Raw genomic sequence first — 23,366 nt, forward strand, 5'->3', positions numbered from 1 at the left:
AGCTTGAGCACGGAGAAAATAAAAAGAACTCTTGGCAGTAAGAGTTCTTCGAACGGGGTAATATCTTATATTTTCACTACCGGTGGAGATTACCCCTCCAAATCCGGGCGCAGTCCCGCGGCGCCGCGCAGGTAGATGTGGTGCATCTCTTTTTGTGAACAATTCGTATCGACGAGGAGGAGGGCGCGGATGCAGCGGGGGAGGCTGGCCTCGACAGCGCATTGGCGCGCGTCGAATAGGGGAACGAGGTCAAATCCCGGGAGGCGGCGCGCGCCGGTCGACGGGAATGCCGCGGTGAGATCCTCGGTGACGCTGAAGATGGCGGCGCCGATGTCCTCGGGGGCGATGCCGTTGGCGTCGACGAGGGCGCGGACGAGTTCCTGTGCCGCCTGCCAAATCTCTTCTTTGTCGTTGCGCTCCACAGTTGTGGCGCCGCGTATGCCGCGCATAGACTACACTCCCTTATGAACGTCCCAGATGAGACGCATACTCAGCATGAAGGCGATGAGATACCCAAGCAGTCCGATAACGGGAATGCCTGCGACCTGCGGCTGCATATTCGTCGTGCAGAGGGTGCTCGAGGCGATGAGACTTGCCGCGCACAGGAGCGCGAGGATGAGCTTGTTGATCATCTTGTCAAGCCGCTGCACGGGCTCTTCGGAGCCGGTGAGGTCGATGTTGAGCTTCGCCTGTCCGCTCATGGTCATCTTGAGGAGGTCGGCGAGCTGTTCGGGGATCTGCACGGACTTGCGCAGGAGCATGACGCCTTCCTGCTTTGCCTTATTCAGACCTTCTTTCCACGACATGCCGCTCACGATCCCGAGGGATAAGCTGCGGGCAAATATTTCGAGGAAGCTGACCTCCGGGGCACAGCGGCGCATGACGATCTCGACGGTCATGACGCCGCGCGCGAACATGGCAAGCCCGCTCGGACAGCCGATGTGATGCACGCGCAGGATGCCGAGAATCTGATTCGTAAGGACGCCCATGTGAACGTCGGTGAAGTCAAGGCTGCCGTACTGCTCCATCATGACGTCGATGTCCTGATAGAGCTGCGCGTGGTTGATGCGTCCCTTGACGATGCCGAGGGAGAGTACGGCGGATTTCATCTCGAATGTATCGTGCGTGGCGAGCGCGAGGATCGCACGGCGCAGAGCGGTGCGGTCGCGGTTGCTGAGGCGTCCCATCATACCGAGATCGAGCCACACGATCGTGCCGCCCCGCACGCGGATGTTGCCGGGATGCGGGTCGCCGTGGAAGAATCCGTCCTCGATGATCTGTTTGGCGTAGTTCTCGCCGAGCCGCCGTCCGATCTGTGTGACATCGATGCCTGCGGCGTGAAGCGCCTCCGTTTGGTCGAGCGGGATGCCGTCGATGTACTCCATGACGAGGATGTGCTGGGTGGAGAGGTCGCGCATGACGCGCGGACAGGCGATGAAGGGATTTTCACGGTTGAGATGGGCGAACTCCTCAATGTGACTTGCCTCGATGAGGAAATCCATCTCCTGTTTTGCGATGTTCCACATCTCGTCCATGAGCGTGCGAAAATCCACGACCTCGTCGCGGCTGACGAGCCGGATGATGGTTGCGGCGCGCTTCATGAGCATGAGATCCATGCGCATGATGTCGTGGATGCCGGGGCGCTGCACCTTGATGACAACCTCTTCGCCCGAGGCGAGTCGTGCGCGGTGCGCCTGCGCGATGCTCGCGGATCCGAGCGGTGTACTGTCGATTTCGCGAAACACCTTGTTCCAGTCTTTATTGTATTCCTGCTCGACGACGGAGAGGATGACGGAGAAGGGGAGGGGGTTCGCACCCGTTTGGAGCTTCATCAGCTCGTCACAGTATTCGGTCGGCAAAAAGTCCGGGCGCATACTCATGATCTGCCCGAACTTTACAAAGGTGGGACCAAGATCCTCGAAGATAGCGCGCAGCTTCGAGGGCGTCAGTCCGTGCACAATATCGTGGCGGCGCAGGACGGTGACCATCTCGCGCAGACGCAGGGCGGCATTTTTATTTTCAGCGCCCGGCAAAAATCCCGTGAACATGATCGCCACCTCCTGTGCGGCATTTTTGAAACTTAGTTTGCGCCCGCGGCTTTGTATTTCTCTGCGAGCTGCTGTTTGACGGTCTCGTTGGAGAGGTATTCGTCGTAGGTCGAGATGCGGTCGACGACGCCGACGGGGGTGATCTCGATGATGCGGTTTGCGACGGTCTGCGTGAACTCGTGGTCGCGCGATGCGAAGAGGATCGTGCCGCCGAACGACATCAGCCCATTGTTGAGGGCGGTGATGGACTCGAGGTCGAGGTGATCCGTCGGCTCGTCAAAGAGGAGGACGTTCGCACCCGAGAGCATCATGCGCGAGAGCATACAGCGGACGCGCTCGCCGCCGGAGAGCACCTCGGCGCGTTTTTGACTCTCCTCGCCGGAAAAGAGCATCCGCCCGAGGAAGCCGCGGACGAAGGTCTCGTCCGGGTCTTTGGAATACTGGCGCAGCCAGTCCACGAGGTTCAGCTTCACGCCGTCAAAATACGCGTTGTTATCGGCGGGGAGGTAGGTCTGCGTCGTTGTGACGCCCCATTTGAACGTGCCCTCGTCTGCAGTCTCTTCGCCCATGAGGATCTTGAACAGCATGGTCTTTGCCGCGCCGTTCGGTCCGACAAAGGCGACCTTGTCGCCCTTTTTGAGGGTAAAGCTGATGTTCTTGAAGAGCTGACGCCCGTCGAGCTCCTTGGAGAGCCCCTCAACGGTCAGCAGCTGATCGCCCGCCTCGCGGTCGGGTGTAAATGCGATGTAGGGGTAGCGGCGTGCCGACGGCTTGATGTCCTCCAGCGTGATGCGTTCGAGGAGCTTCTTGCGCGAGGTTGCCTGCCGGGATTTTGCGGCGTTCGCGGCAAAGCGCTGGATGAAGGTTTGGAGCTCTTTGATCTTCTCCTCTTTCTTCTTGTTTGCGTCTTTCGCCATCTGGAGCGCGAGCTGACTCGACTGATACCAGAAATCGTAGTTGCCCGCATACAGTTCGATTTTCCCAAAATCCACGTCGCAGATATAGGTGCAGACTTGGTTGAGGAAGTGGCGGTCATGCGAAACGACGATGACCGTGTTCGGGAAGTCCGCGAGGAAGTTTTCGAGCCAGTTGATGGACGAGACGTCGAGATGGTTCGTCGGCTCGTCGAGCAGGAGGATGTCGGGCGCGCCGAAGAGCGCCTGTGCGAGCAGGACGCGCACCTTTTCCGCCGCCGCGAGTTCGTTCATCTTGAGGTGATGCTTCGCGTCGGGGATGCCGAGTCCGTTGAGGAGCTGTGCCGCATCGGTCTCCGCGTTCCAGCCGTCGAGCTCGGCGAACTCCGCCTCTAGCTCGGAGGCGCGCATTCCGTCCTCGTCGGAGAAATCCGCCTTTTCGTAAAGCGCGTCCTTCTCGTCCATGATCTCCACGAGACGCGCGTGCCCCATGATGACGGTGCGCAGCACCTCCACCTCGTCGAACGCGTAGTGATCCTGTTGGAGCACGGCGAGACGGTCGCCCGCGGTGATGTCCACGATGCCGCCCGTCGGCTCGATCTCGCCCGAGAGGAGCTTGAGGAATGTCGATTTGCCCGCGCCGTTCGCACCGATGATGCCGTAGCAGTTGCCGGGCGTGAATTTCAGGTTGACATCCTTATAGAGGACTCGTTTGCCGAATTGTAAGCTCAGATTGTTGACTGTGATCATGTAGCCGTGCTCCTTATCTATTTTTGCAGGATCGCGCGGAACATTGAGAGGATGCTCTGTCCGTAAGAGTCGCCGGGGACTGCCCAGCGTCCGTTGAGATCCTGCCAATGATCGAGTGTGCTTGTGCCGTAGACGTTCCGTACGAGTGTGTAGCGCGGGTCTATGACAGGGTGGACGGGTTTGCGGGTCGATGCGTAGGCGAGCAGATGTTGGATGTGTGCGCGCACGCCCATCTGCGAGGTAGGGAAATAAGCTCCCTTCACCGCCGTGCTCGTCGTCCCGAGCCCGCAGTAATTATTCTGATCCGGGGTCACCGTGCCGCCGTAGCGGAAAAATCCCGTCTCCTTGAGTGCCTGAGCAAAGGCGACGTCCGGGCGGATGCCCTCGCGCGCACCTTCCTCATAGTAGTAGGAGACAAGCTCGCGCGGCGAGACGGAGATGGCGGGATGCGGGTTCACGCTTAGGAGATAGTCGACGCATTGTTCCTCCGTCGCGAGCGGCGTGCCAATGATCGCGGTGTCGTACGCTGAGAGGGTACGCGGCACGCTGAATACCGGTTCCCCCTCTGCAGGTGCGGGCGGCGCCGTCTCCTGCAGGAGCGCGTTGATACGCGGGCGAAAATCTGCCTTTTTCGGTGCGTCCGCCGTGCGCTCCGTATGTACCTTTGTCGCGGTCGCAGGATCGTGGGCACGGCGCGCGTCCGCCGTGACGGACGCGGTGAGGAGTGAGATACTGAGAGCTGCGGCAGTGACGCCGCACAGAACAATTTCCTTTCGCAAAGAAGTGAACCCCCTATATCGATGAGAATTTAACCAAGAAAAAGAAGAGCAGCAGCGCGGCGAGGACGATCGTTCCCCGGCGCGTTTTGAGCCATGTGCCGCGCGCGATGCCGAGCAGGACGCAGACGAGCAGAGAATCCATCAGGGATACTCTGATGTCGTAGCTCGCGAGGAAGAAGATCGCGAGCACGAGGGCATCGCCCCATGTGAGCGGCTCCGGCGACGCCTGCAGGAGGCGCAGACCGCGCGTAAAGAGCATCAGTCCAAAGCAAAAGAGCGCGGCGGCAGGCATCGCGGGGAAATCCGCAATCGCCTGCACGAGCGGCGCGCACGGCAGCAGCAGGAAGAGCAATAGGGCAAAGGCACACGCCGTGAGCGGGATGCCCCCGATGCGCCCTTCCTCCCGCGCGGGAAGCACCGCCGAGAGCGGCGCGATCGTCAGCGGGAACGCCCCGAGGAGCGCCGCGCCGAAATTCGCGCCGATCAGCCGCGTCAGAACACGGTAGGAGCCGCGTTCCGACAACGACTCCACCGCGGCGAGCGATGCACCGCTCTCCACCATGAGCGCAAAAAGGAGCGTCACACCAACCGTGACAGCGGCTTCGATGCGCATGGGGAACGTGAACGCCCCGAGCGTTTGATCGAGTCCCTCCGGCAGGAGGAACGGCGCGGCGGGAATTTCCCAAAAGCCTTCGAGCAGCGTGAGCGCGCCGACGACCGCCATGCCGATGAGCACGGCGCCGCGCACGTGCATCGTATGCAGCACGAGCGTGAGCACGATGCCGACGATCGTGTAGTACATCAGCGGATCGGAGAGTGCGCCGCCCATCGTAAGCGCCCACGGCGAGGGGAGCAGGATGCGCGCGTAGAGGCACGCCGTCACGAGCATGGAGAATCCGAGCCCGAGGACGAGCCCCGTCCGGACAATCGGCGGCAGGAGATCGATCGGATGCGTCTCGCGCTCTGCATGAAAGAGCAGTGCGTAGAGCAGGGAAACAACGGCGACGATGCCGAGCGCTTCCTGCCACGCGAGCCCGCGCGCGATGATCTCCTCGTAGATGAGCCATGCCGCAATCGCGGGAGAGGGGAGCGCAATCAGCGTCCGCCCGCCGCGCGATATGAGCAGCGTGCCGAGCGCGGCGGAGACAATGCTCACCGCATATGCCGCCGGCAGCGGCACGCCCGCGCGCGCGAGCAAGGAAGCAACGAGGACGAGCGTGAGCGCGGCGACGAGGGCAAGCGGAAGCATCGCGCAGCACGCGCGCAACATCTCATTTTTGTCGCCGCTCATTACCGTTCTCCTAGCTTACCTGCCGTTGTCTAAAAAACATTTCTATTTTACCATAAAGAAAGAATTTGCACAAATAAGAATGGACAGACGCGGGGAAGTGCTGAGAAATGAGCGCGGAGCAACGAACAAGACCGATATGCTTGCGCTTGGTGCGGAAGCATATCGGTCTTGTTTTTTTGGGAAAAATTTTACTTCATGTAAATCCGCGAGACGTGTTTCGAGACGAGGCAAAGCACCTCATAGCTGATCGTACCCGCGCGTGCGGCGACTTCGTCGGCGGTGAGCGTCTCCGAACCGAAGAGCGTCACCACATCGCCGATCGCCGCTTCCGGGATGTCCGTCACGTCGATCATACACTGATCCATGCAGATGCGCCCCGCGATGGGGGCACGTCTCCCGTGCAGCTCTACCGAACCGCCCGCATATGCGCGCAGGAAACCGTCTGCGTAGCCGACCGAGATCGTCGCGATGCGCGTCTCCCGCGGGGCGATGAATGCTCGCCCGTAACCGACGGAGTCACCCGGCGCGACGGTCTTGATATAGACGATGCGCGCACAGAACTTCATCGCAGGGCGCAGCGTGATGGGGCGGGTGACTTCGCTCGACGGCCAGATGCCGTATTGGATGATGCCCGCACGCACCATATCAAAATGTACGTCCGGCAGATCGAGAATCGCCGCCGATTCTGCGATGTGACGGATGGGGATGTGGATGCCTGCGCGCTCAATGGCGTCGCATGCCTCTGCAAAGAGACGAACTTGCTGCATCGCAAAGGACTTGTCCGCAGTGTCGGCGAGGGCGAAATGGGAGAACACTCCTTCGAGCTCCACGTTCGGGAGGGAGATGATCGCCCGCGCCATTGACGCCGCATCCTCGGGACGGACGCCGATGCGCCCAAGCCCCGTGTCGACCGCGAGATGCACCTTGACCGTTTTATTCTGACAGACGGCTTCCGCAGAGAGCGCCTCTGCGAGATCAAGACGGCAGACGGTCTGTGTGATGTCCGCGTCGACGATGTCAAAGGAGTTTTCCGCCTTCGTCAGTCCTAGGATGAGGAGCGGCGTTGTAAAGCCCGCCTCGCGCAGCTTCAGCGCCTCAGAAATTGTAGCGAGCGCCAGATATTCTGCGCCAGCGGCAATCGCCTTGCGTGCCACGGCGATCGCACCGTGCCCGTAAGCGTCTGCCTTGACGACTGCACAGAGTTTTGCATCCTTTTGAATATGTTTACGTATTTCGCTGTAGTTATGTGCGATTGCACCGAGATTGATCTCGACCCATGCCGCGCGACTGGGCATAGATGCACTCCCTTTCAAAAATCATTGTATGATTGCGGTTTCTTTGTGGTTCCTGCCTATTCTACCGTACGTTGCGCCATTATGCAATGTATTCATCTCGTGATGAAAGATTTTTGAACGAAAAAAGTGCGCGGGTGATTCTAAAAGGCAGCGTGATACGGTGAACAATTAAAAAAACCGGGATGCCGACGCGTATGCGAGGGTATCCCGGCCATGAGGAATATCAACGGGGGTTATCTTTTCTCCCAGCAGCGATGCTTTTCAGCGTAGGTGTAGTAGAACCCAAGTCCGAGCAGCAGCAGGACGAAGAAGATGACGTTTGTCGTAACGGACAGCGCGTAGATCAGGTAGATGCAGACGAGGATGCCGAGCGGTGCGAGCACATAGAGCATCGGGAACCGGAACGTACGCGGCAGTTCGGGCGCATTGCGGCGCAGCGCAATGAGTCCGACAAAGACGAGCAGGAACGCCGTCAGAACGCCCGTATTCGCCAGCTCGACGATGTAGAGCATCGGAACGCAGCCCGCAATGATCGCAATCGAGAGAGAGCCGACGAGCGTGATGACGTACGGTGTGCCGTAGTCCTCGTGAATCTTGCAGAGTGCCATGGGCAGGAAACCGTCGCGCGACATTGCGAAGAAGACGCGTGCCTGTCCGAAGATGTAGACGATGAGTGTCGTGATCATGCCCGCGAGGATGCCAACGGTGACGAAGTTCGCAAGCCCCGTATAGCCGATGAGCCGCAGACAGTACGCGACGGGATCTGCACGATCGAGATCTGTGTAGTTGATGGTTGCCGTGAGGACGAGCGCGACGGCGGCATAGAGGCAGATGCAGACGAAGATAGAGAGCACAATGCCAATCGGCAGACTCTTCTCCGGTGTCTTGCATTCTTCCGCCGAGGTTGCTACGGTGTCAAATCCCATAAAGGAGAAGAATACGACGGCAGCTCCTGCCATGATCCCTCCGGGGCCAAACGGCAGGAAGGGATCCAGATTATCCGCAACAGCATGGGGGGCGGTGACGGCGACAAAAGCAACGATCGCGCAGAGTGTAATGAGGATCAGCGCCATGTTGAGCTTTGCACTTTCCTTTGTGCCGTGCGCCAGGATCAGCCCCAGTACAAGCGTGATGACCACGGCGGGGAGATTGATGAGGCCGCCCTCCGGCATAGTCGTCGTGAGGGCTTTTGGTATCTCCATCCCGAGAGACGCCATCATGCCTGAGAAATAGGCGGAGAATCCAACGGCAACGGCACTCGCCGTGACGATGTAGCCGATGATGAGCGACCATCCGCAGAGGAACGCCATGCCCTCGCCGAGTGCGGCGAAGGTATAGGCATATGCGCTGCCCGCAACGGGGATCAGTGAGGCCAGCTCAGCGTACGCGAGACCGACCAGCATACAGAGAAGCCCTGCGGCAATGAACGATAGGACAATGCCGGGACCGGCATATTTCGCGGCACCAATACCTGTCAGGACGAAAACGCCTGCGCCAATGATGCCGCCGATGCCAAGGAAGGTGAGATCAAGAGTGCTGAGCGTGCGGATCAGCTTACTGTCCTCACGCTGCGCACTGAAGTCCTCCAGTGTTTTCTTTTTCCAGAAATGCATAAAACTCTCCCACTTTTTTTACAAAAGGAGCTGTTTCACGGAGCACGGAGATGCAAGGTGAAACAGCTCTTCAGGATTCAATCGTTCAAGGGATTAGAGGAACTTGTCAATTTCCTCGAACGGAATGTTCAGCGCCTCGGAGACGGCTTTGTTCGTCAGATGGCCGTCCACGGTGTTGAGACCGGATTTGAGTCCCGGCACTTCCTTAAGCGCAGCCTTGTAGCCCTTCGATGCGATAGCGACCGCATAGGGAATGGTTGCGTTCGTGATGCCGAGCGTGGAGGTGCGGGAAACGGCACCCGGGATGTTTGCGACGGAGTAGTGAATGACGCCGTGCTTCTCGAACGTCGGATCCTCATGCGTCGTCACATGATCGCAGGTCTCGATGGAGCCGCCCTGATCGATGGCGACGTCAACGATGACGGAACCCTTCTTCATGGTCTTGACCATATCCTCGGTGACGAGGGTCGGGGTACGGCCGCCCGGAACGAGTACGGAGCCGATGAGCAGATCTGCCTCGCGCACCCACTTTGCGATGTTGTAGCTCGAGGAGTACTCCGTGATCACGCGGCCGCCGAAGATCTCGTCGAGATAACGCAGACGCTCGATGGAGAGGTCGATGATGGTGACGCGTGCGCCGAGACCGACGGCGATCTTCGCCGCGTTCGTGCCGACGTTGCCGCCGCCGATGATGACGACCTGTCCCGCCGCAACGCCTGCGATGCCGCCGAGGAGAACGCCGCTGCCGCCGTAACGGCTCTCAAGGAACTGTGCACCGATCTGTACGGACATACGCCCTGCGATCTCGCTCATCGGAGCGAGGAGGGGGAGTCCGACGCCGTTTCTGCCGAGGACGGTTTCATAAGCAATGCCGACAACCTTCTTCTTGAGGAGTGCTTCGGTCAGCGCCGGCTCTGCCGCGAGGTGAAGGTAGGTGAAGAGGATCTGTCCCTCGTGGAAGAGATCGTATTCGGATTCGAGCGGCTCTTTGACCTTGACGATCATTTCTGATTTATCGAAGAGCGCCTTCTTATCCGAGATGATTTCTGCTCCAACTGCCTTGTAATCGGCATCGGTGAACCCGCTGCCGACCCCGGCGCCCTCTTCGATCAGTACCGTGTGACCGGCACGGCGCATTGCCTCGACACCCGCAGGGGTCATACCGACGCGGAACTCATTGTTCTTGATTTCCTTCGAAACGCCAACAATCATGCTTTTTCCTCCTACACATACATAACAGAAGGTTTACACGGCAGGTAAACGTTGGAAATTACCCTAGTTAGCATTTTATTATAATTCAGATAGTTTTGTCAAGTAAAAAAGAATCGCATTTACTTTTGTATACATAAGATTCTTTTGGCGGTATTGGGTCAAACTTGGACACAACAACCGGCACAAGCTGCTGCGCCGGTTGTTCGTATTCGGTGATTAATTTTGTCGTGCCGTTCCCTTTAATGCGACGAACATTGCGATAAGGGCAAAGACGGCGCAGGCGAAGAGGAAATAGAGGGCGTTCAGGCTTCCGGTCATGGTACCGTCCGGGAGCGACGCGGGGACGGTTTGCTGTCCTGCCGCGACGATGCTCGAGACGACGGCGGTTCCGACTGCACCTGCGAGCTGCTGGAGCGTGTTGCAGACGGCATTTCCGTCACTTTGGCGTGCGGACGTAAGCAAGCGCACACCGTTCGTCATAATGTTGCCTGCTGCAAATCCTTGTCCAATTGTATAGACAACATAGATCATCGTGAGGGAGAGCGTTGTCGAGGCAGGGAGGGCGAGTGCGAAGGACAGTGCGGCGAGGGCAATCAGCGTGCAGCCGAAGAGGATGGGGCGGCGTGCTCCGTACGTGTCGAGCATACGACCGCCGAACGGGGCGAGAATCGCGCCGACAATACACCCCGGCAGGAGGATACAGCCTGCGGTGAAGGGGGATTCTCCATGTACGAGCTGAGAAAAGTTCGGCAGGAGAAAACCGAGTCCGAGTGTGATGAACTGAACGAGGAGGAGCGCGAGAACGCTGAGCACAAAGCGGGTGTCGCCAAATATGGTGAGCCGGATGAGCGGCGATTTGCTCCCGCTTGACCGCCGGGCGAATGCGGCGAGGAGCAGGATAAATGCAGCGAGGAGGGCAAGAATTTTTGGATCGCTCCAGCCGTCGTCTCCTGCGAAACTCGTTGCGAGAATGAGTGCGATAAATCCCAATGAGAGGAAAACGTAAGACAACGCATCAAAGGAGGGACGATTGAGCGCAGACGATTGGCGAATCGCATACATGCCCGCGATAAATGAAAGCATGAGGACGGGGAGCAGCGAGAGAAAGATTTCGCGCCATCCAAAGGTCTCGACAACCCACCCGCCGAAGGACGGCCCCACGGCAGGAGCAAGCGCACAGATGAGCGAGGCGACGCCCATCATCATTCCCGTACGGTCGAGCGGTGCCTGCTCGAGCACAATATTGAACATGAGAGGGAGGGCAATGCCCGTTCCCACACCTTGCAGCAGGCGTCCGACGAGGAGCATGGCGAAACTGTTCGCGGATGCTCCCAGCAGCGTGCCGATGAGAAAGAGGAGACTCGCCGTGAAGAACAGCCGCCGCATTGCGTATCGTGCCTTGAGAAAAGCCGAGAGCGGGATGATCACGGCAAGCATGAGCAGATAGCCCGTCGTGATCCACTGAACGACGGAGATACCGATGTCAAATTCCTGCATCAGCGTCGGGAAGGTGACGTTCATTGCCGTCTCAATGACGACGCCTGTAAAGGACATCAGACCCGCCGCGAGGAGGGAGAGCAGGAGTTTTGCGTCAATACGGCGTTCGAATTGAAATTCCGATGACATAGGTGATCCTTTCTGAAAATATATGCTGTGTGAGATGAAATAAAGAAACAGAGCAAAGACATATGCTCTGTTTCTTTATTTATTCAATCGAAGTTTTAGATATTCAGCGGACGATATTCGGGTGTCCAGCGGATCGCGTCGATTGCCTTGCCGATGTCTGTTTGTTCGGCGAGTCCTTCTTCGACGGCACATGCGGCGACCTTCTCTGCGACAGTGCGCGAGAATTCGGTGAGACGCGAGACGGGCGGCAGCACGGCGGCGCCGGGGGCGTCAGGGTCAACGAGTCCGCCAAGTGCGTGTGCGGCGGCGGAGATCATGCGGTCGCTGAGCCGTTTTGCCCGCACAGCAAGCACGCCGAGACCGACGCCCGGGTAGATGAGCGCGTTGTTCGCCTGTCCGATGCGGTAGGTGACGCCGCCAAAGTCAATGGGATCGTACGGGATGCCCGTTGCAATCAGTGCCTTTCCGTCCGTCCATCGGAGAAGATCCTGCGCAGTCGCTTCGGCGAGTTTGGTCGGGTTGCTGAGCGGGAAGATGATGGGGCGCGCGGTATGTGACGCCATTTCCTTCACAACCGCTTCGCTGAATGTGCCGGGGGCAGTGGAAGTGCCGACGAGAATCGTCGGATGTACCGCCCGCACGGCACCGAGGAGATCGGCGCTCGGCGCTCCCTGCGGGAACTCGCTGCGGCTGCGGGCAAAGGGGCGCTGCTCCTCGGTGAGATCGTTCATATCGTCAAAGAGCAGCCCCTGCCGATCCACAAGGTAGAATCTCCTGCGCGCCTCCTCCGGGGAAAGCCCCTGCGCGATCATTTCGCTCATGATAAGATTTGCGATGCCGACGCCCGCCGTACCCGCGCCAAAGCACATGTAGGTCTGATCCGTCAGTTTTTCCTTGCTGATGCGCAGGGCACCGAGGATGCCCGCAAGCGAGATGATGCCCGTTCCCTGCACGTCATCGTTGAACGTGGCAATGCGCGGGCGGTATTCGCGCAGGAGGGCGGTCGCGTGATCGCGCCCAAAGTCTTCAAAATGCAGGTAGAGATCGGGAAAGAGGCTCTCCGCGGCGTCCACAAAGGAGGCAACGACGCGGTGATAGGCATCGCCCGTGAGTCGATTCTTTCGCACGCCGAGATAGAGCGGATCATCCAGAAGAGTCTTGCGATTCGTGCCGACGTCGAGCACAACGGGGAGTACACAGGCGGGATCGATGCCCGCAGCCGCAGTGTAGACCATGAGCTTGCCGACGGAGATATCGACGCCGTTTGTTCCCCAGTCGCCGATGCCCAGAATCTCCTCGGCATCCGTGACGACGATCAGACGGATTTTGCGATCGCCCGCAGCACGGCGGAGGATATCCTTGAACTGTGCTTCATCATTCTCGGTGAGGTAGACGGCGTACTCCGGATCAATAAATTCGTGGCTGTACCCTTCGATGCTCTCGGCGATGACGGGATCGTAGACGATGGGCATCATCTCTTCGACGTGCTCCGCAAACACCTTGAAGAAGAGCGTGCGGTTGATGGAGAAGATGCGCATGAGGTACTCGCGTTTTTGCAGGGGCGACGCTTTCTTTTGATAGAGTTCATACGCCTGCGCCGCCTGCTCCTCGAGCGTCTGCACGGCGGGCGGCAGGAGTCCGCGCAGACCGAGGCGGTCGCGTTCCTCCTCGGTGAAGGCGCTTCCTTTGTTGAGGAACGGATTGTTCAGAATGTCATACGGTGTCATGATAGATCCTCCCATGTCCCATATATCTAAAAGCTAAATCTAGCATAACACAAAACGAGACGTTTTGGTGCAGGAAAATTGGTGAGTACGTAAAAATACCCTGCGTGGAAATGCCGCACAGGGATGTTGTGTGAGATTAGACCTCTGCTTCGCGCGCCGCGATGATGGCGTCGATTTCGCGCTGTTGTGCGCGCTCCATGCGTTTTTGGATGAAGATATTCGGGATGGAGACGCCGACGACGATGGCGAGGATGATGGTGATGCCGTCGACGCCGAAGCGCAGTGCCTCGAGCAGCTCCTCCACGGAGATGGTCTGTATGTGGAGGATGGCGAAGAGGAGTCGGTAGAGGAGGACGCACGGGACGAGCGGAATGACGGGCGGGATGATGAGGACGGTATTCGGCGTGTGGACGATGTGGATGATCTTCAGCGCGGCGATGCCGACGACGGCGGCGGCGACAAATGAGCCGATCGCCTGCGGCAGTCCGAACTCAAGCATGATGACGTTGCGGATCAGCATAGTCACGATGCCTTCGACGGCGACGACGGCAAGCAGTTTTTTCGGCGTGTTGAACATGATGGAGAAGCCGCCGGCCGCAAGCGCCGCCGCAATCGCTTGGTTGAGATAGGTATCCGTCGGCTGAATGTGGACGTCGGAGATGTTGTGGATCCCGGCGATGAGGATGGCAAACGCGATGCCGAAGGTGAGCCCGCCGATGATCAGCATGGTGTCCATGGCGCGCGTCATGCCGGACGTGATAAACCGATTGAGCATGTCGCTCGCGGCATTGACCGACGGGAACCCCGGCATCAGAAAGATGGTGCAGGCGACGAGCGCATACCACATCGTCTCCAGTCCGAGCGCCGTCGGGATGACCCATGCGCAGAGCGTGGCCGTAAAGCCCGTGATCATGGCGCAGGCATACGGGTTGAACGCATACCTCGTGCTGAGACGATGCGCGATGAAGCCGACGAATGCCGCGATCGTTGCGACGAGCGCCTCGAGCCAGCTGCCCCCGAACAGCTTGCACGAGCCGCCGGAGCCGACGGCCGCGCCGAGTGCGATGAGCCACGCGGGGTAGCAGAGCGGGCGTTCCCGGATGCGCGCGATGGCGCGCTCGATGGGACGTATGGAGGTGTTGCCGCGCAGGATGCGCCAGGTGAGTTTGCTGACGGCGGCGATGACGGCGAGGTTGACGCCGTGCTTCATACACTTGCGGAACTGCGTGAAGGAGCGCTCGCCGTCGCTGACGCTCAGCATGAGGGTCGTATAGGTGACGTGGGACTGTATCTGGTCGGAGGGAATGCGCAGATGCGCGGCGGCGCGCGTCATATCGCGGATGATGCGCGCGCAGTCCGCGCCGCTCTCCATGAGTGTCTGCCCGATGTCAAGCAGAATTTTCATCTTGCGGTTGAGGGTCTTGTTGTCGTCGCTTTTCGCATTTTGAATGCGCGTTGTTTCCATAGAAGCTACCGTGTGCCTTTCTCATCTATTTACAACTTTTACACATTATAGCATAGAGCCTTGGAAGGGGGAACCGGATGAGGCACGATTTTGAAAGTTTTTCTCCATGGAAAGTACCGGAGACTATGGAAGCGGGACGGCGGCAAAACTTGTTTCGCCCCATTCGAATACGGCGCGTCCCGCTGTTTGATCGGTCAGCGCGCGGGCATGAGTGTCGCATTCTTCCGGGGGGAGGAGGAGCGTCAATGTCACGGTGTCCGTATAGACAGCATCGCCCATGTGGAGTGCGGCATCTCGGATATAGCGTTCGACAGAGCTGAGCAGGTCATAGCCGATGTGCAGGCGCAATGTGCGCAGGGGCGTCATACGTACTTTTGCAGCGGCATCGAGTCCGAGCCCCGCTGCGTGTGCATAGGCTCGGATAAGACCGCCGGCGCCGAGCTTGATGCCGCCGAAATAACGGACAACGGCAACGGCGGCGTTTGTGATGCCGCGCGCCTTGATCGCCGCGAGGATGGGACTGCCCGCCGTGCCGCCCGGCTCGCCGTCGTCGCTCGAGCGCTGCCTGTCGGCGGATGCACCGCAGACAAAGGCGTACGGCGTGTGGCGCGCGTCGAAATGCTTCTTTCGGATTTCCTCGAGCCAAACGCGAACAGAGCTCTCCTCCTCGGCGTGACGAACATAGGAGAGGAAGCGAGAGCGCTCAATTTCATACGCAACAGGGGAGACGCCTGCGATCGGCGTCTCCCCTGTCTTAACAGTTATATAGGATGCAATGGTCATTTGTTTTTACGGTTGAAGTAGTCGACGATGGAGGCGTCGAGCAGAATGTAGGTCGGCCCCGTGCTCGCCGTGAGCTCGCCTGCTTGGAAGATGGGGCAGACGAAGCCGCGCCCGCCGAGGAAGTAGTTCACGGGAACCTCTTGGACGGATTTCTCCGGTCGGATGGGGGTGTTGCGGCCCTGCTCGTTGTAGAGGTGTCCGCTGACCGCTTCGCCGTCGAGATCAGACGGTGTGACATGCACGAAGAACGCGAGCGGGAGCCTCTGCCCCGTCTTTTTATAATAGACGAAGCCGTAGTCACGGCGCACGGGCGTGTTCTCGCGCAGGGCATAGCGCAGGTCGGAAAACGTCACGGAGAGGAAATTGTCGTCGTCGAGATGGACGCGATAGCCGAGCTCACCGCGGTAGAATGCGCCGCTCTCAAACTGCGCGCGGTAGCTTTCCGCGAACGCCCGGATATCGGCGTTGATGCGATCTGCGGCAGCCGTGTCGTCAAGACTGAGCACGGGATAGGCGACGGAGAGGTTTACCGCAGTCTCGCGGTGGTCGGTGACGGCAGCAGAAGAAATTCCCGCAGTGCCGAAAACGAGGGCGAGTGCAAGCAATAAGGCTCTAAATTTCATAATGTAACGGCCTCCTTAACTATGGATAATCAAATCATAATAAAAATTTACGTTTTTGTCAAATAAATGATAGTAATCGCCGCGGTCTTGTAGTATGATGAAAGCGGTTTTTTTAAGGACTGTGTTCAAATGCGAAGAAAGGTTGTGTTATCAAGGCAATGAGCGAATCGACCATGCAGCGGAAGCTGAAGCATCGGCATCTTCAGCTCATCTCCATCGGCGGTGTCATTGGGAGCGGATATTTTCTCGGTACGGGCTATGTGATCGAGCAGGCGGGACCTGCATCCGTGATCTCGTATCTGCTCGGTGGACTCATCGTCCTCGCGGTTATGCTCTGTCTCGCGGAACTTGCGGTAGAGAAACCGCTGTCCGGTTCGTTTGTTGTCTATGCGCGGGAAAATATTTCGGCGGCGTGGGCGTGCGGTGTCGGGTGGTCGTACTGGGTGACGTGGGTCTCCTATGTGCCCTCCGAGATGATTGCGGCGGGCATCATCATGAACTCATTCCTGCCCGAGGTCGGGACAATTTGGTGGGCAGTATTCTTCGGACTCATCGTGACGGTCATCAATCTGTTCCGTGTGGATAAATTTGGAGAGAGCGAGTTTTGGCTCTCGCTCTGCAAGATTCTTGCGCTCGTGGCGTTCAGTATCGTTGCGCTCCTCATTTGTCTCGGACTCATCGGGGAGGAGGGCTTTATCGGCACGCGCATCCTTCTCGGGAGCGGGGGCTTTGCTCCGCATGGATATTGGAGCATCGCGCTCACGATGGTCATTATCCTTGTCAACTTCCAGGGGGCGGAGATCATCGGGCTTGCGGCGGGGGAGACAGCGGATCCCGCGCGCAGCATTCCGTTCGCAGTGCGCAATGTGACGTGGCGCATCATCGCGCTCTACATCGTTCCCATTACGCTGCTCATCTCCATTCTGCCGTGGGATCGGGCAACGCTCACGGAGAGTGTGTTTGCAGCGGCGCTCGAGGCACATGGATTTTCGCAGCTTGCGGCGTTCTTCTCTCTCGTGGTGCTCACAGCGGCAGTTTCTTGCTCGAACTCGGGGCTGTACGGTGCGGCACGCACGGTTCACGCCCTCGCGACGATGGGGATGGCACCGCGGATACTCGGCGGGCTGAACGGGAAGGGAATTCCTTCGCGTGCGATCTATGCATCCATCGCCTTTTGCTGGGTGGTCATCGGCATCTATGCGGCAAACCCCCATGCTGCACTTTACACTTATCTGCTCGCACTCTCCGGATTCTCGGGGGCGGCGACGTGGATCTCGATCTGCTGGAGCCAATATCGGCGGCGGCGCACACTCGAGGCACGGGGCGAGGTCTCTCTGCTGCGCTACCGTATGCCGCTGTTCCCCTATGTGACGCTCTTCGGCATTTGGGCGCAGGTGCTCTGTCTCGTGTTCATGGTCTTTACGCCCGAGCTGCGTGCCGCACTCTATCTCGGCATACCGATGCTCATCGTGCCGATGCTCGTCTATCGCGTTTTGCACCGCACGCGCTGACGTGATATAATAAGGAAAACAGAGAGAGGGAGGAAGTAAATATGTTCGGTTTTTTGGGGAAGAAAAAAGAGGAGTCGGAAGTATCGCTCGCGGATCGGATCAAGGCAAAGCCGCTGACGTCCGGGAATGCGCCCAAAGATGCGCCTGTCAAAGCACACGTACCCTTTGAGGGACTCGGGGCGTCGGTCGGCGGCGCAGACATCAGAACGGCGTATCTTTCGCGCGCGGAGTTGACGGCGGAGCGGCTGCGGGAACTGTATGACTTGCCGGGCGGACCTGCCGTTGTTTTGGGATTCGTTTCGGCGGATCTTTCGATGGAGGACGTCTCACGCGCCGTATCCGCCGCGTCACCGCCGAATGTGAAGATCCTTCTCATGACGACCTGCGGGGAGCTTGCCTATGAGCAGGGATCGCGTTCCTATTACTTAGATGCGAAGGAAGGGCGTGCAAAGATCCTGCTGCAGGCGTTCTCTCAGCGGATGATCGTGCAGTCGCACATGCTGACGCTCTCTCTGCATAACGACGACATGCGGCGGGGCGTGTCCGAGCTCACACCGGCAGAGCGTACCCGGCGCATACGTGAAGATCTGCGTCACGAGAGTATTCCGTTTCCGGTACGTTTTGACGATACGTTCGCCTTCGTTTATGTCGACGGGGTGAGTTCATGCGAATCCTTTGTGCTCAAGGGGATCTATGACGCAGGAATTTTGCCTTGTCCCTACATTGGCGGCAGTGCGGGCGGTGCGCTGGATTTCTCGCATACCTACATCTACGACGGGAAAAAGGTTCTTGAGAACCATGCGGCTGTTCTTGTTGTCAAGCTTGCCGAAAGTTACCGCTATGCAATATTTAAGACGCAGGCGGTAGAGGATACGGGGAAGAAGTGGACGGTCATCGGGTCAGATTCGACATTCCGCACTGTGGATACTGTTGCAGATGCTGACGGGCATCCTGTATCGTTTGCCGAAGTGCTGATGAAAGAGCTGCATGTTTCCGACATCTCCGGGCTTATAGATGCTATGGCAGGTTATAATTTTGCAACGCGCATCGGACGCGAACTTTGTATCCGGGCACTGCACAGCATCGATGAGAAGACCAAGAGCCTGCGCCTTTACTGCGATATCACGGCAGGTGAAGAAATTCGTTTGGTGCGTCGAACCAAGCTCATCGAAACACTCAAAGCGGATTATCGCGCGTTTGCAAAGGGAAAACCGACGCCGATCGGTGCGGTGCTCAACGACTGTGTGTCGCGGCGGCTCGTTTTTTCGGCCGAACTGGCGGGTGCAGATCTCTTCGCGGGCATTCCTGTGGCAGGGTATTCCGCACTTGGCGAAATCTCGGGAGTACACCTCAACGAGACATTGACGGCAATTTTCTTTTATCGGATGTCCGGTGAAAAATTTGAAGATAATTATCTGGATCATTTTCCGACGATCTATGCAGACTGTCAAAAGTCGTTCCTCACGCGTGAAATCACCCACATGCAGATTATCGGCGATTTGAAGGACGGCATCATTGGTGAGTTCGCTTCCTATCGAAGCCAAATGGCGGGGCTGGCGGAGACGATGATGCGTGTCTCCGAGAGCGCCGGAAATGTTTCGGAACTTGTGGGGACGCTGAGCAGCAGTCTCGGCGGGCAGGGGGATATGACCAAAGAACTCCTTGGCCGCAACGCTGAGATTACACCAAAGCTGCAGACCCTCACAGAGAGCACAAAAAAGATCGAACAGGTTATGCAGATGATTACGGAGATCTCGGCACAGATCAATCTCCTCGCACTCAACGCGGCGATCGAAGCTGCTCGTGCGGGCGAGGCGGGACGCGGGTTTGCCGTTGTGGCGGGAGAGGTGCGAAAACTCTCCGAGAATACGCGCGAACGCCTGGAGGCTTCCGATGAGGCGATTACGCAGCTCCTGCGCGATGTGCAGGAGATTGACAAAATGCTTGCGACGAATCAGGAGTTTGAGGAGAAAGTTGAGAACTTTGAACACGGTTTTGACGGACAGATCGAGACCCTGCGTCGGAATCTCGACAGTGCGCTGAGCGCAGTTCAAAGTTCCGGCGCGTCCATCGAAAAAGCGGCAGAGCTCGGAGAGAGCCTAGGACGGCGCTTTGATGAATTGGAAGCGGTTCTTCGTTCGATTCGCTGAGAAATGTACCGTATAAAAACGCGACCAATTGGTCGCGTTTTTTATGGCATCAAAGTGATTTCCCCACGATTGAGATAATCGTGTAGATCGAGGCGCTGTAGAGGATGACGAAGATAAATTTACGGAAGAAAGATGCGGGGATATAGCGCATGGAGAAATGTCCGGCGACGATACCCGTGACGAGCGCAGGCAGGAGATAGAGAAACTGATTGAACGCATCCGTAAGCGGGTAGCCGCCGACGAGATAGCTGACGAGCGAGGTCGCGTTGCCGAGGAAAAAATAGATGAAGCAGGTCGCGCGAAAAACGTTTGCGGGCATTTCGGTATATGCGAGATAGATGAGGAAAGGGAGACCGCCCATTCCCGTCGTGATGGCGGTGAACCCCGAGAGCATTCCCGTGATGATCGTGTTGCGGCGGCACTGGGTGATGCGCCGGTGAGAGACGTGCATGAGGAGGAGGGTCAGCAGAACGACGACATTAATGAATACCTTGAGCGCGTCGTTCGAGATGTAGGTAAAGAAGAAAAATCCGAAGGGCTGACCGAGCAGCATACCGAGATAGAGCGTGCCGATGAGCGGATAGTTTGCCCGGCGCCGCATGAGAAAACCCTGTACCGAATTGCTGCTGCAAGCGATGAGCAGCATGATGGGGACGGTGAGCTTTGGCTCGTAAAAGAACATGAGCAGGGGCGCGGCAATGATGACGAGACCAAATCCGGTAATGGACTGAATGAATGCCGCGCAGAAAACAGCAAGTGCGGGGCCTGCGTGCGCAGCGACGCCTGAAAGATACGCGTCCAAGCGAAAATCCCCCTTTTTGTTACAGTCGATAATTCTGTCTATTATAGCATAAAAATGCATGGGATGCACTGCAGCCATAACATGTATGCATGAAAAGAAATATAAGAAAAAAGTCCTAATTATTTTTGCTGTGTGATAGGAATAGCGATTGACGCTTTCCATGGCTTTAAGGTATAATGTATTACATCTATATATGATGATGAGAGAGCTATGAGCCGCGTTCACGGGGACGCAGTTTTGCCGTTTGATATTGGGAGGAGCACGAGGAACGTGGAGAGATATTGCCCGCAGGAAATTGAGGCAAAGTGGCAGGAGATATGGGACAAGGAGCATAGCTATCGGACGCAGCAGGATCCCGCAAAACCGAAATACTATGTACTGGAGATGTTTCCGTATCCTTCGGGCAACCTCCATATGGGTCATGTCCGCAACTATTCGATCGGGGATGTTGTGGCGCGGTTCCGCACGATGGCGGGATACAATGTACTGCATCCGATGGGCTTCGACTCTTTCGGGATGCCCGCCGAGAATGCGGCGATCAAGAACAGTGTGCATCCTGCTGCGTGGACGTATGCGAACATCGAGAATATGAAGCGCCAGCAGCGCGCGATGGGGCTCTCCTACGATTGGGATCGCGAGGTCGTGACTTGCCGCGAGGATTACTACCGCTGGACGCAGTGGATTTTCGAACTCTTTTATAAAAAGGGACTTGCCTATAAGAAGGAAGCGTCGGTCAACTGGTGCGATACCTGCGGCACGGTGCTCGCGAACGAACAGGTAGAGGACGGGAAATGCTGGCGCTGCAAGTCCGAGGTGCAGAAGAAAAATCTCGCGCAGTGGTTCTTCAAGATCACGGACTATGCGGACGAGCTGCTTGCCGACCTTGACAAGCTGCCGGGATGGCCGGAGCGCGTCAAGACAATGCAGGAGAACTGGATCGGGCGCAGCGAGGGACTGGAATTCCAACTGCCTGCCCCCGCCCTTGATACGGAGATTCCCGTTTATACGACACGCCCCGATACGGCGTTCGGCATTACGTTCCTTGCGCTCGCGCCGGAGCATCCGCTCGTGGAGAAGATCTGTGAGGGCAATCCAAAGGCGGACGAGATTCGTGCATTCTGCACGCGCGTGCGCAGACAGTCGGACATCGAGCGCGCCTCGAGCGAGTCGGAGAAGGAGGGCATCTTCACCGGCGTTTACTGCACGAATCCGTTCAACGGGGCGCAGGTGGAGATCTGGATCACGAACTACGTCCTCTTCGAATACGGCACGGGCGCGGTTATGGGCGTGCCGTCGGGTGATCAGCGCGATTGGATGTTCGCGACAAAGTACGGCATCCGAAAGATTCTTACCTTGCAGCCAAAGGATCGCGCGCTGAACATTGACGAGATGACCGAGGCATACGTCGAAAAGGACGGCGTGCTCGTGAACTCCGGCAGGTTCACGGGGATGGAGATGCACGCGGCAATGTCGGCGATCATGGACGAGGCGGAGGAACGCGGCTTCGGGAAACGCCGCGTCAACTATCGCCTGCGCGATTGGCTGATCTCGCGTCAGCGATACTGGGGGGCACCGATTCCGATTGTGAACTGTCCGCAGTGCGGAGAGGTACTCGTCCCCGAGAACGAACTTCCCGTGCGGCTGCCCGAAGACGTCTCGTTCGCACAGGGAGCGGTGTCGCCGCTCTCGAGCAGCGAGAGCTTCCTGCACTGCAAGTGCCCCAAATGCGGCGGCGACGCGACGCGCGAGACGGATACGATGGATACGTTCATCTGCTCGTCGTGGTATTACTTCCGCTACGCTGACCCGCACAATGCGGAACGTCCGTTTGACCGCGATGCCGTGAACTACTGGGCGCCGGTCGATCAGTACATCGGCGGCATCGAGCACGCGATTCTGCATCTCCTCTATGCACGCTTCTTTACAAAGGTGCTGCGCGACGCGGAGATGCTCGACTTCGACGAGCCGTTCACGAACCTCCTGACGCAGGGCATGGTGATCAAGGATGGCGCGAAGATGTCCAAGTCGCTCGGCAACGTCGTCTCGCCTGAAGAGATCATTGATCGCTACGGCGCAGATACGGCGCGCCTTTTTATCCTCTTCGCCGCGCCCGTCGAGCGTGACCTCGACTGGAGCGATCAGGGCGTCGAGGGGGCGTTCCGCTTCCTCAGCCGCGTATGGCGCATCCTGGGGCAGTTTGAGGAGACGATCCGATCGGCATCCGATGCCTATGATACCGACGCCCTTAGTACCGAGGAGACGGAGCTGCGCCGTGTACTCCACAGTACCGTGAAGAAGGTCACGGAGGATGTACGCGACCGATTCATGTTCAACACGGCGATCTCCTCCGTTATGGAGCTGGTCAATGCATTTTATGCCTTCCAAGACCGTGCACTGCATCCGGGACTGGCACGGGAGGCAGCCTCTGCACTTGTGCGCATGCTCGCACCCTTTGCGCCGCATATTACGGCGGAACTTTGGTCGCGGCTCTTTACAGGGAACGTTCACGCGCAGTCGTGGCCGCAGTATGACGAAGGAGCGTTGGTACAGGATGAGATCGAAGTTGTTCTCCAAATCAACGGGAAAGTGCGCGACCGCGTGAAGATCGCCGCCGATCTTGACAGGGAATCGATGGAGCGGATCGTCGTGGAGTTGCCGCGGGCAAAGGAACTGACCGCGGGAAAGACCGTCGTAAAGGTCATCTGCGTGCCGAAGAAGCTCGTGAACATCGTTGTAAAATAAATCGGGGAATTTTACACAACAGGAAAAGGGAGAGA

The 23,366-nt window shown here is 58.0% G+C and carries 17 protein-coding genes; 3 read left to right on the plus strand and 14 right to left on the minus strand.

Annotated elements, in window-relative coordinates:
- Positions 1-89: 89 nt before the first annotated feature.
- The 13 genes from aroH to HMPREF1147_RS07385 form a co-directional block, all read right to left on the minus strand.
- The gene (aroH, locus tag HMPREF1147_RS07325) at positions 90-449 is read right to left on the minus strand and encodes a chorismate mutase (protein WP_009349326.1); all 360 of its coding nucleotides are present in this window, start codon (positions 447-449) and stop codon (positions 90-92) included.
- 3 nt (positions 450-452) lie between these two features.
- Positions 453-2,048, minus strand: coding sequence for an AarF/ABC1/UbiB kinase family protein (locus HMPREF1147_RS07330; RefSeq protein ID WP_009349325.1), 1,596 nt, complete (start codon positions 2,046-2,048; stop codon positions 453-455).
- Positions 2,049-2,080: 32 nt separating this feature from the next.
- Positions 2,081-3,712, minus strand: a complete 1,632-nt coding sequence (locus HMPREF1147_RS07335; RefSeq protein ID WP_009658360.1) for an ABC-F family ATP-binding cassette domain-containing protein — start codon at positions 3,710-3,712, stop codon at positions 2,081-2,083.
- 17 nt (positions 3,713-3,729) lie between these two features.
- The gene (locus HMPREF1147_RS07340; RefSeq protein WP_009658330.1) at positions 3,730-4,491 is read right to left on the minus strand and encodes a glucosaminidase domain-containing protein; all 762 of its coding nucleotides are present in this window, start codon (positions 4,489-4,491) and stop codon (positions 3,730-3,732) included.
- 13 nt (positions 4,492-4,504) lie between these two features.
- On the minus strand, positions 4,505-5,782 hold the full coding sequence (locus HMPREF1147_RS07345; RefSeq protein ID WP_009658350.1) for a permease: 1,278 nt from the start codon (positions 5,780-5,782) through the stop codon (positions 4,505-4,507).
- Positions 5,783-5,970: 188 nt separating this feature from the next.
- Complete coding sequence (gene alr, locus HMPREF1147_RS07350) at positions 5,971-7,077, minus strand: alanine racemase (protein WP_009658314.1); 1,107 nt, start codon at positions 7,075-7,077, stop codon at positions 5,971-5,973.
- A gap of 233 nt (positions 7,078-7,310) precedes the next feature.
- Complete coding sequence (locus tag HMPREF1147_RS07355) at positions 7,311-8,690, minus strand: amino acid permease (RefSeq protein ID WP_009658341.1); 1,380 nt, start codon at positions 8,688-8,690, stop codon at positions 7,311-7,313.
- A 93-nt stretch (positions 8,691-8,783) separates the two neighbouring features.
- Positions 8,784-9,902: an alanine dehydrogenase gene (gene ald, locus HMPREF1147_RS07360; protein ID WP_009349319.1), complete on the minus strand. Its 1,119-nt coding sequence runs from the start codon at positions 9,900-9,902 to the stop codon at positions 8,784-8,786.
- A 216-nt stretch (positions 9,903-10,118) separates the two neighbouring features.
- A complete protein-coding gene (locus HMPREF1147_RS07365) occupies positions 10,119-11,528 on the minus strand; it encodes a DHA2 family efflux MFS transporter permease subunit (RefSeq protein ID WP_009658295.1) in 1,410 nt (469 codons plus the stop codon).
- 95 nt (positions 11,529-11,623) lie between these two features.
- Positions 11,624-13,255 carry a malolactic enzyme gene (locus tag HMPREF1147_RS07370; protein ID WP_009438709.1) on the minus strand — a complete coding sequence of 544 codons (1,632 nt, stop codon included), beginning with the start codon at positions 13,253-13,255 and terminating at the stop codon, positions 11,624-11,626.
- Between the two features lie 136 nt (positions 13,256-13,391).
- Positions 13,392-14,720, minus strand: coding sequence for a threonine/serine exporter ThrE family protein (locus HMPREF1147_RS07375; protein ID WP_009658291.1), 1,329 nt, complete (start codon positions 14,718-14,720; stop codon positions 13,392-13,394).
- A 123-nt stretch (positions 14,721-14,843) separates the two neighbouring features.
- Positions 14,844-15,503, minus strand: a complete 660-nt coding sequence (locus HMPREF1147_RS07380; protein ID WP_009438680.1) for a YigZ family protein — start codon at positions 15,501-15,503, stop codon at positions 14,844-14,846.
- Positions 15,500-16,126: a hypothetical protein gene (locus HMPREF1147_RS07385; RefSeq protein ID WP_009349311.1), complete on the minus strand. Its 627-nt coding sequence runs from the start codon at positions 16,124-16,126 to the stop codon at positions 15,500-15,502. The genes HMPREF1147_RS07380 and HMPREF1147_RS07385 overlap by 4 nt, the downstream gene beginning before the upstream one ends.
- A 158-nt stretch (positions 16,127-16,284) precedes the next feature.
- On the opposite strand from HMPREF1147_RS07385, the gene HMPREF1147_RS07390 reads away from it, so the two are divergent.
- Together HMPREF1147_RS07390 and HMPREF1147_RS07395 are read left to right on the plus strand one after the other, a co-directional pair.
- Positions 16,285-17,637, plus strand: a complete 1,353-nt coding sequence (locus HMPREF1147_RS07390) for an amino acid permease (protein ID WP_037351292.1) — start codon at positions 16,285-16,287, stop codon at positions 17,635-17,637.
- Between the two features lie 41 nt (positions 17,638-17,678).
- Entirely contained in the window at positions 17,679-19,787 is a 2,109-nt protein-coding gene (locus tag HMPREF1147_RS07395; protein WP_009658354.1) for a methyl-accepting chemotaxis protein, read from the plus strand.
- Between the two features lie 49 nt (positions 19,788-19,836).
- On the opposite strand, the gene HMPREF1147_RS07400 is transcribed toward HMPREF1147_RS07395, so the two are convergent.
- Positions 19,837-20,589 (minus strand): sulfite exporter TauE/SafE family protein, encoded by a 753-nt coding sequence (locus HMPREF1147_RS07400; RefSeq protein WP_009658309.1) that lies wholly within the window; start codon positions 20,587-20,589, stop codon positions 19,837-19,839.
- Between the two features lie 270 nt (positions 20,590-20,859).
- Here HMPREF1147_RS07400 and leuS point away from each other — a divergent pair, with 270 nt between their 5' ends.
- On the plus strand, positions 20,860-23,331 hold the full coding sequence (gene leuS / locus HMPREF1147_RS07405) for a leucine--tRNA ligase (RefSeq protein WP_009658329.1): 2,472 nt from the start codon (positions 20,860-20,862) through the stop codon (positions 23,329-23,331).
- The last annotated feature ends 35 nt before the right edge of the window (positions 23,332-23,366 follow it).

This window comes from Selenomonas sp. FOBRC9 (assembly GCF_000287655.1).
GTDB classification, from domain to species: domain Bacteria; phylum Bacillota; class Negativicutes; order Selenomonadales; family Selenomonadaceae; genus Centipeda; species Centipeda artemidis.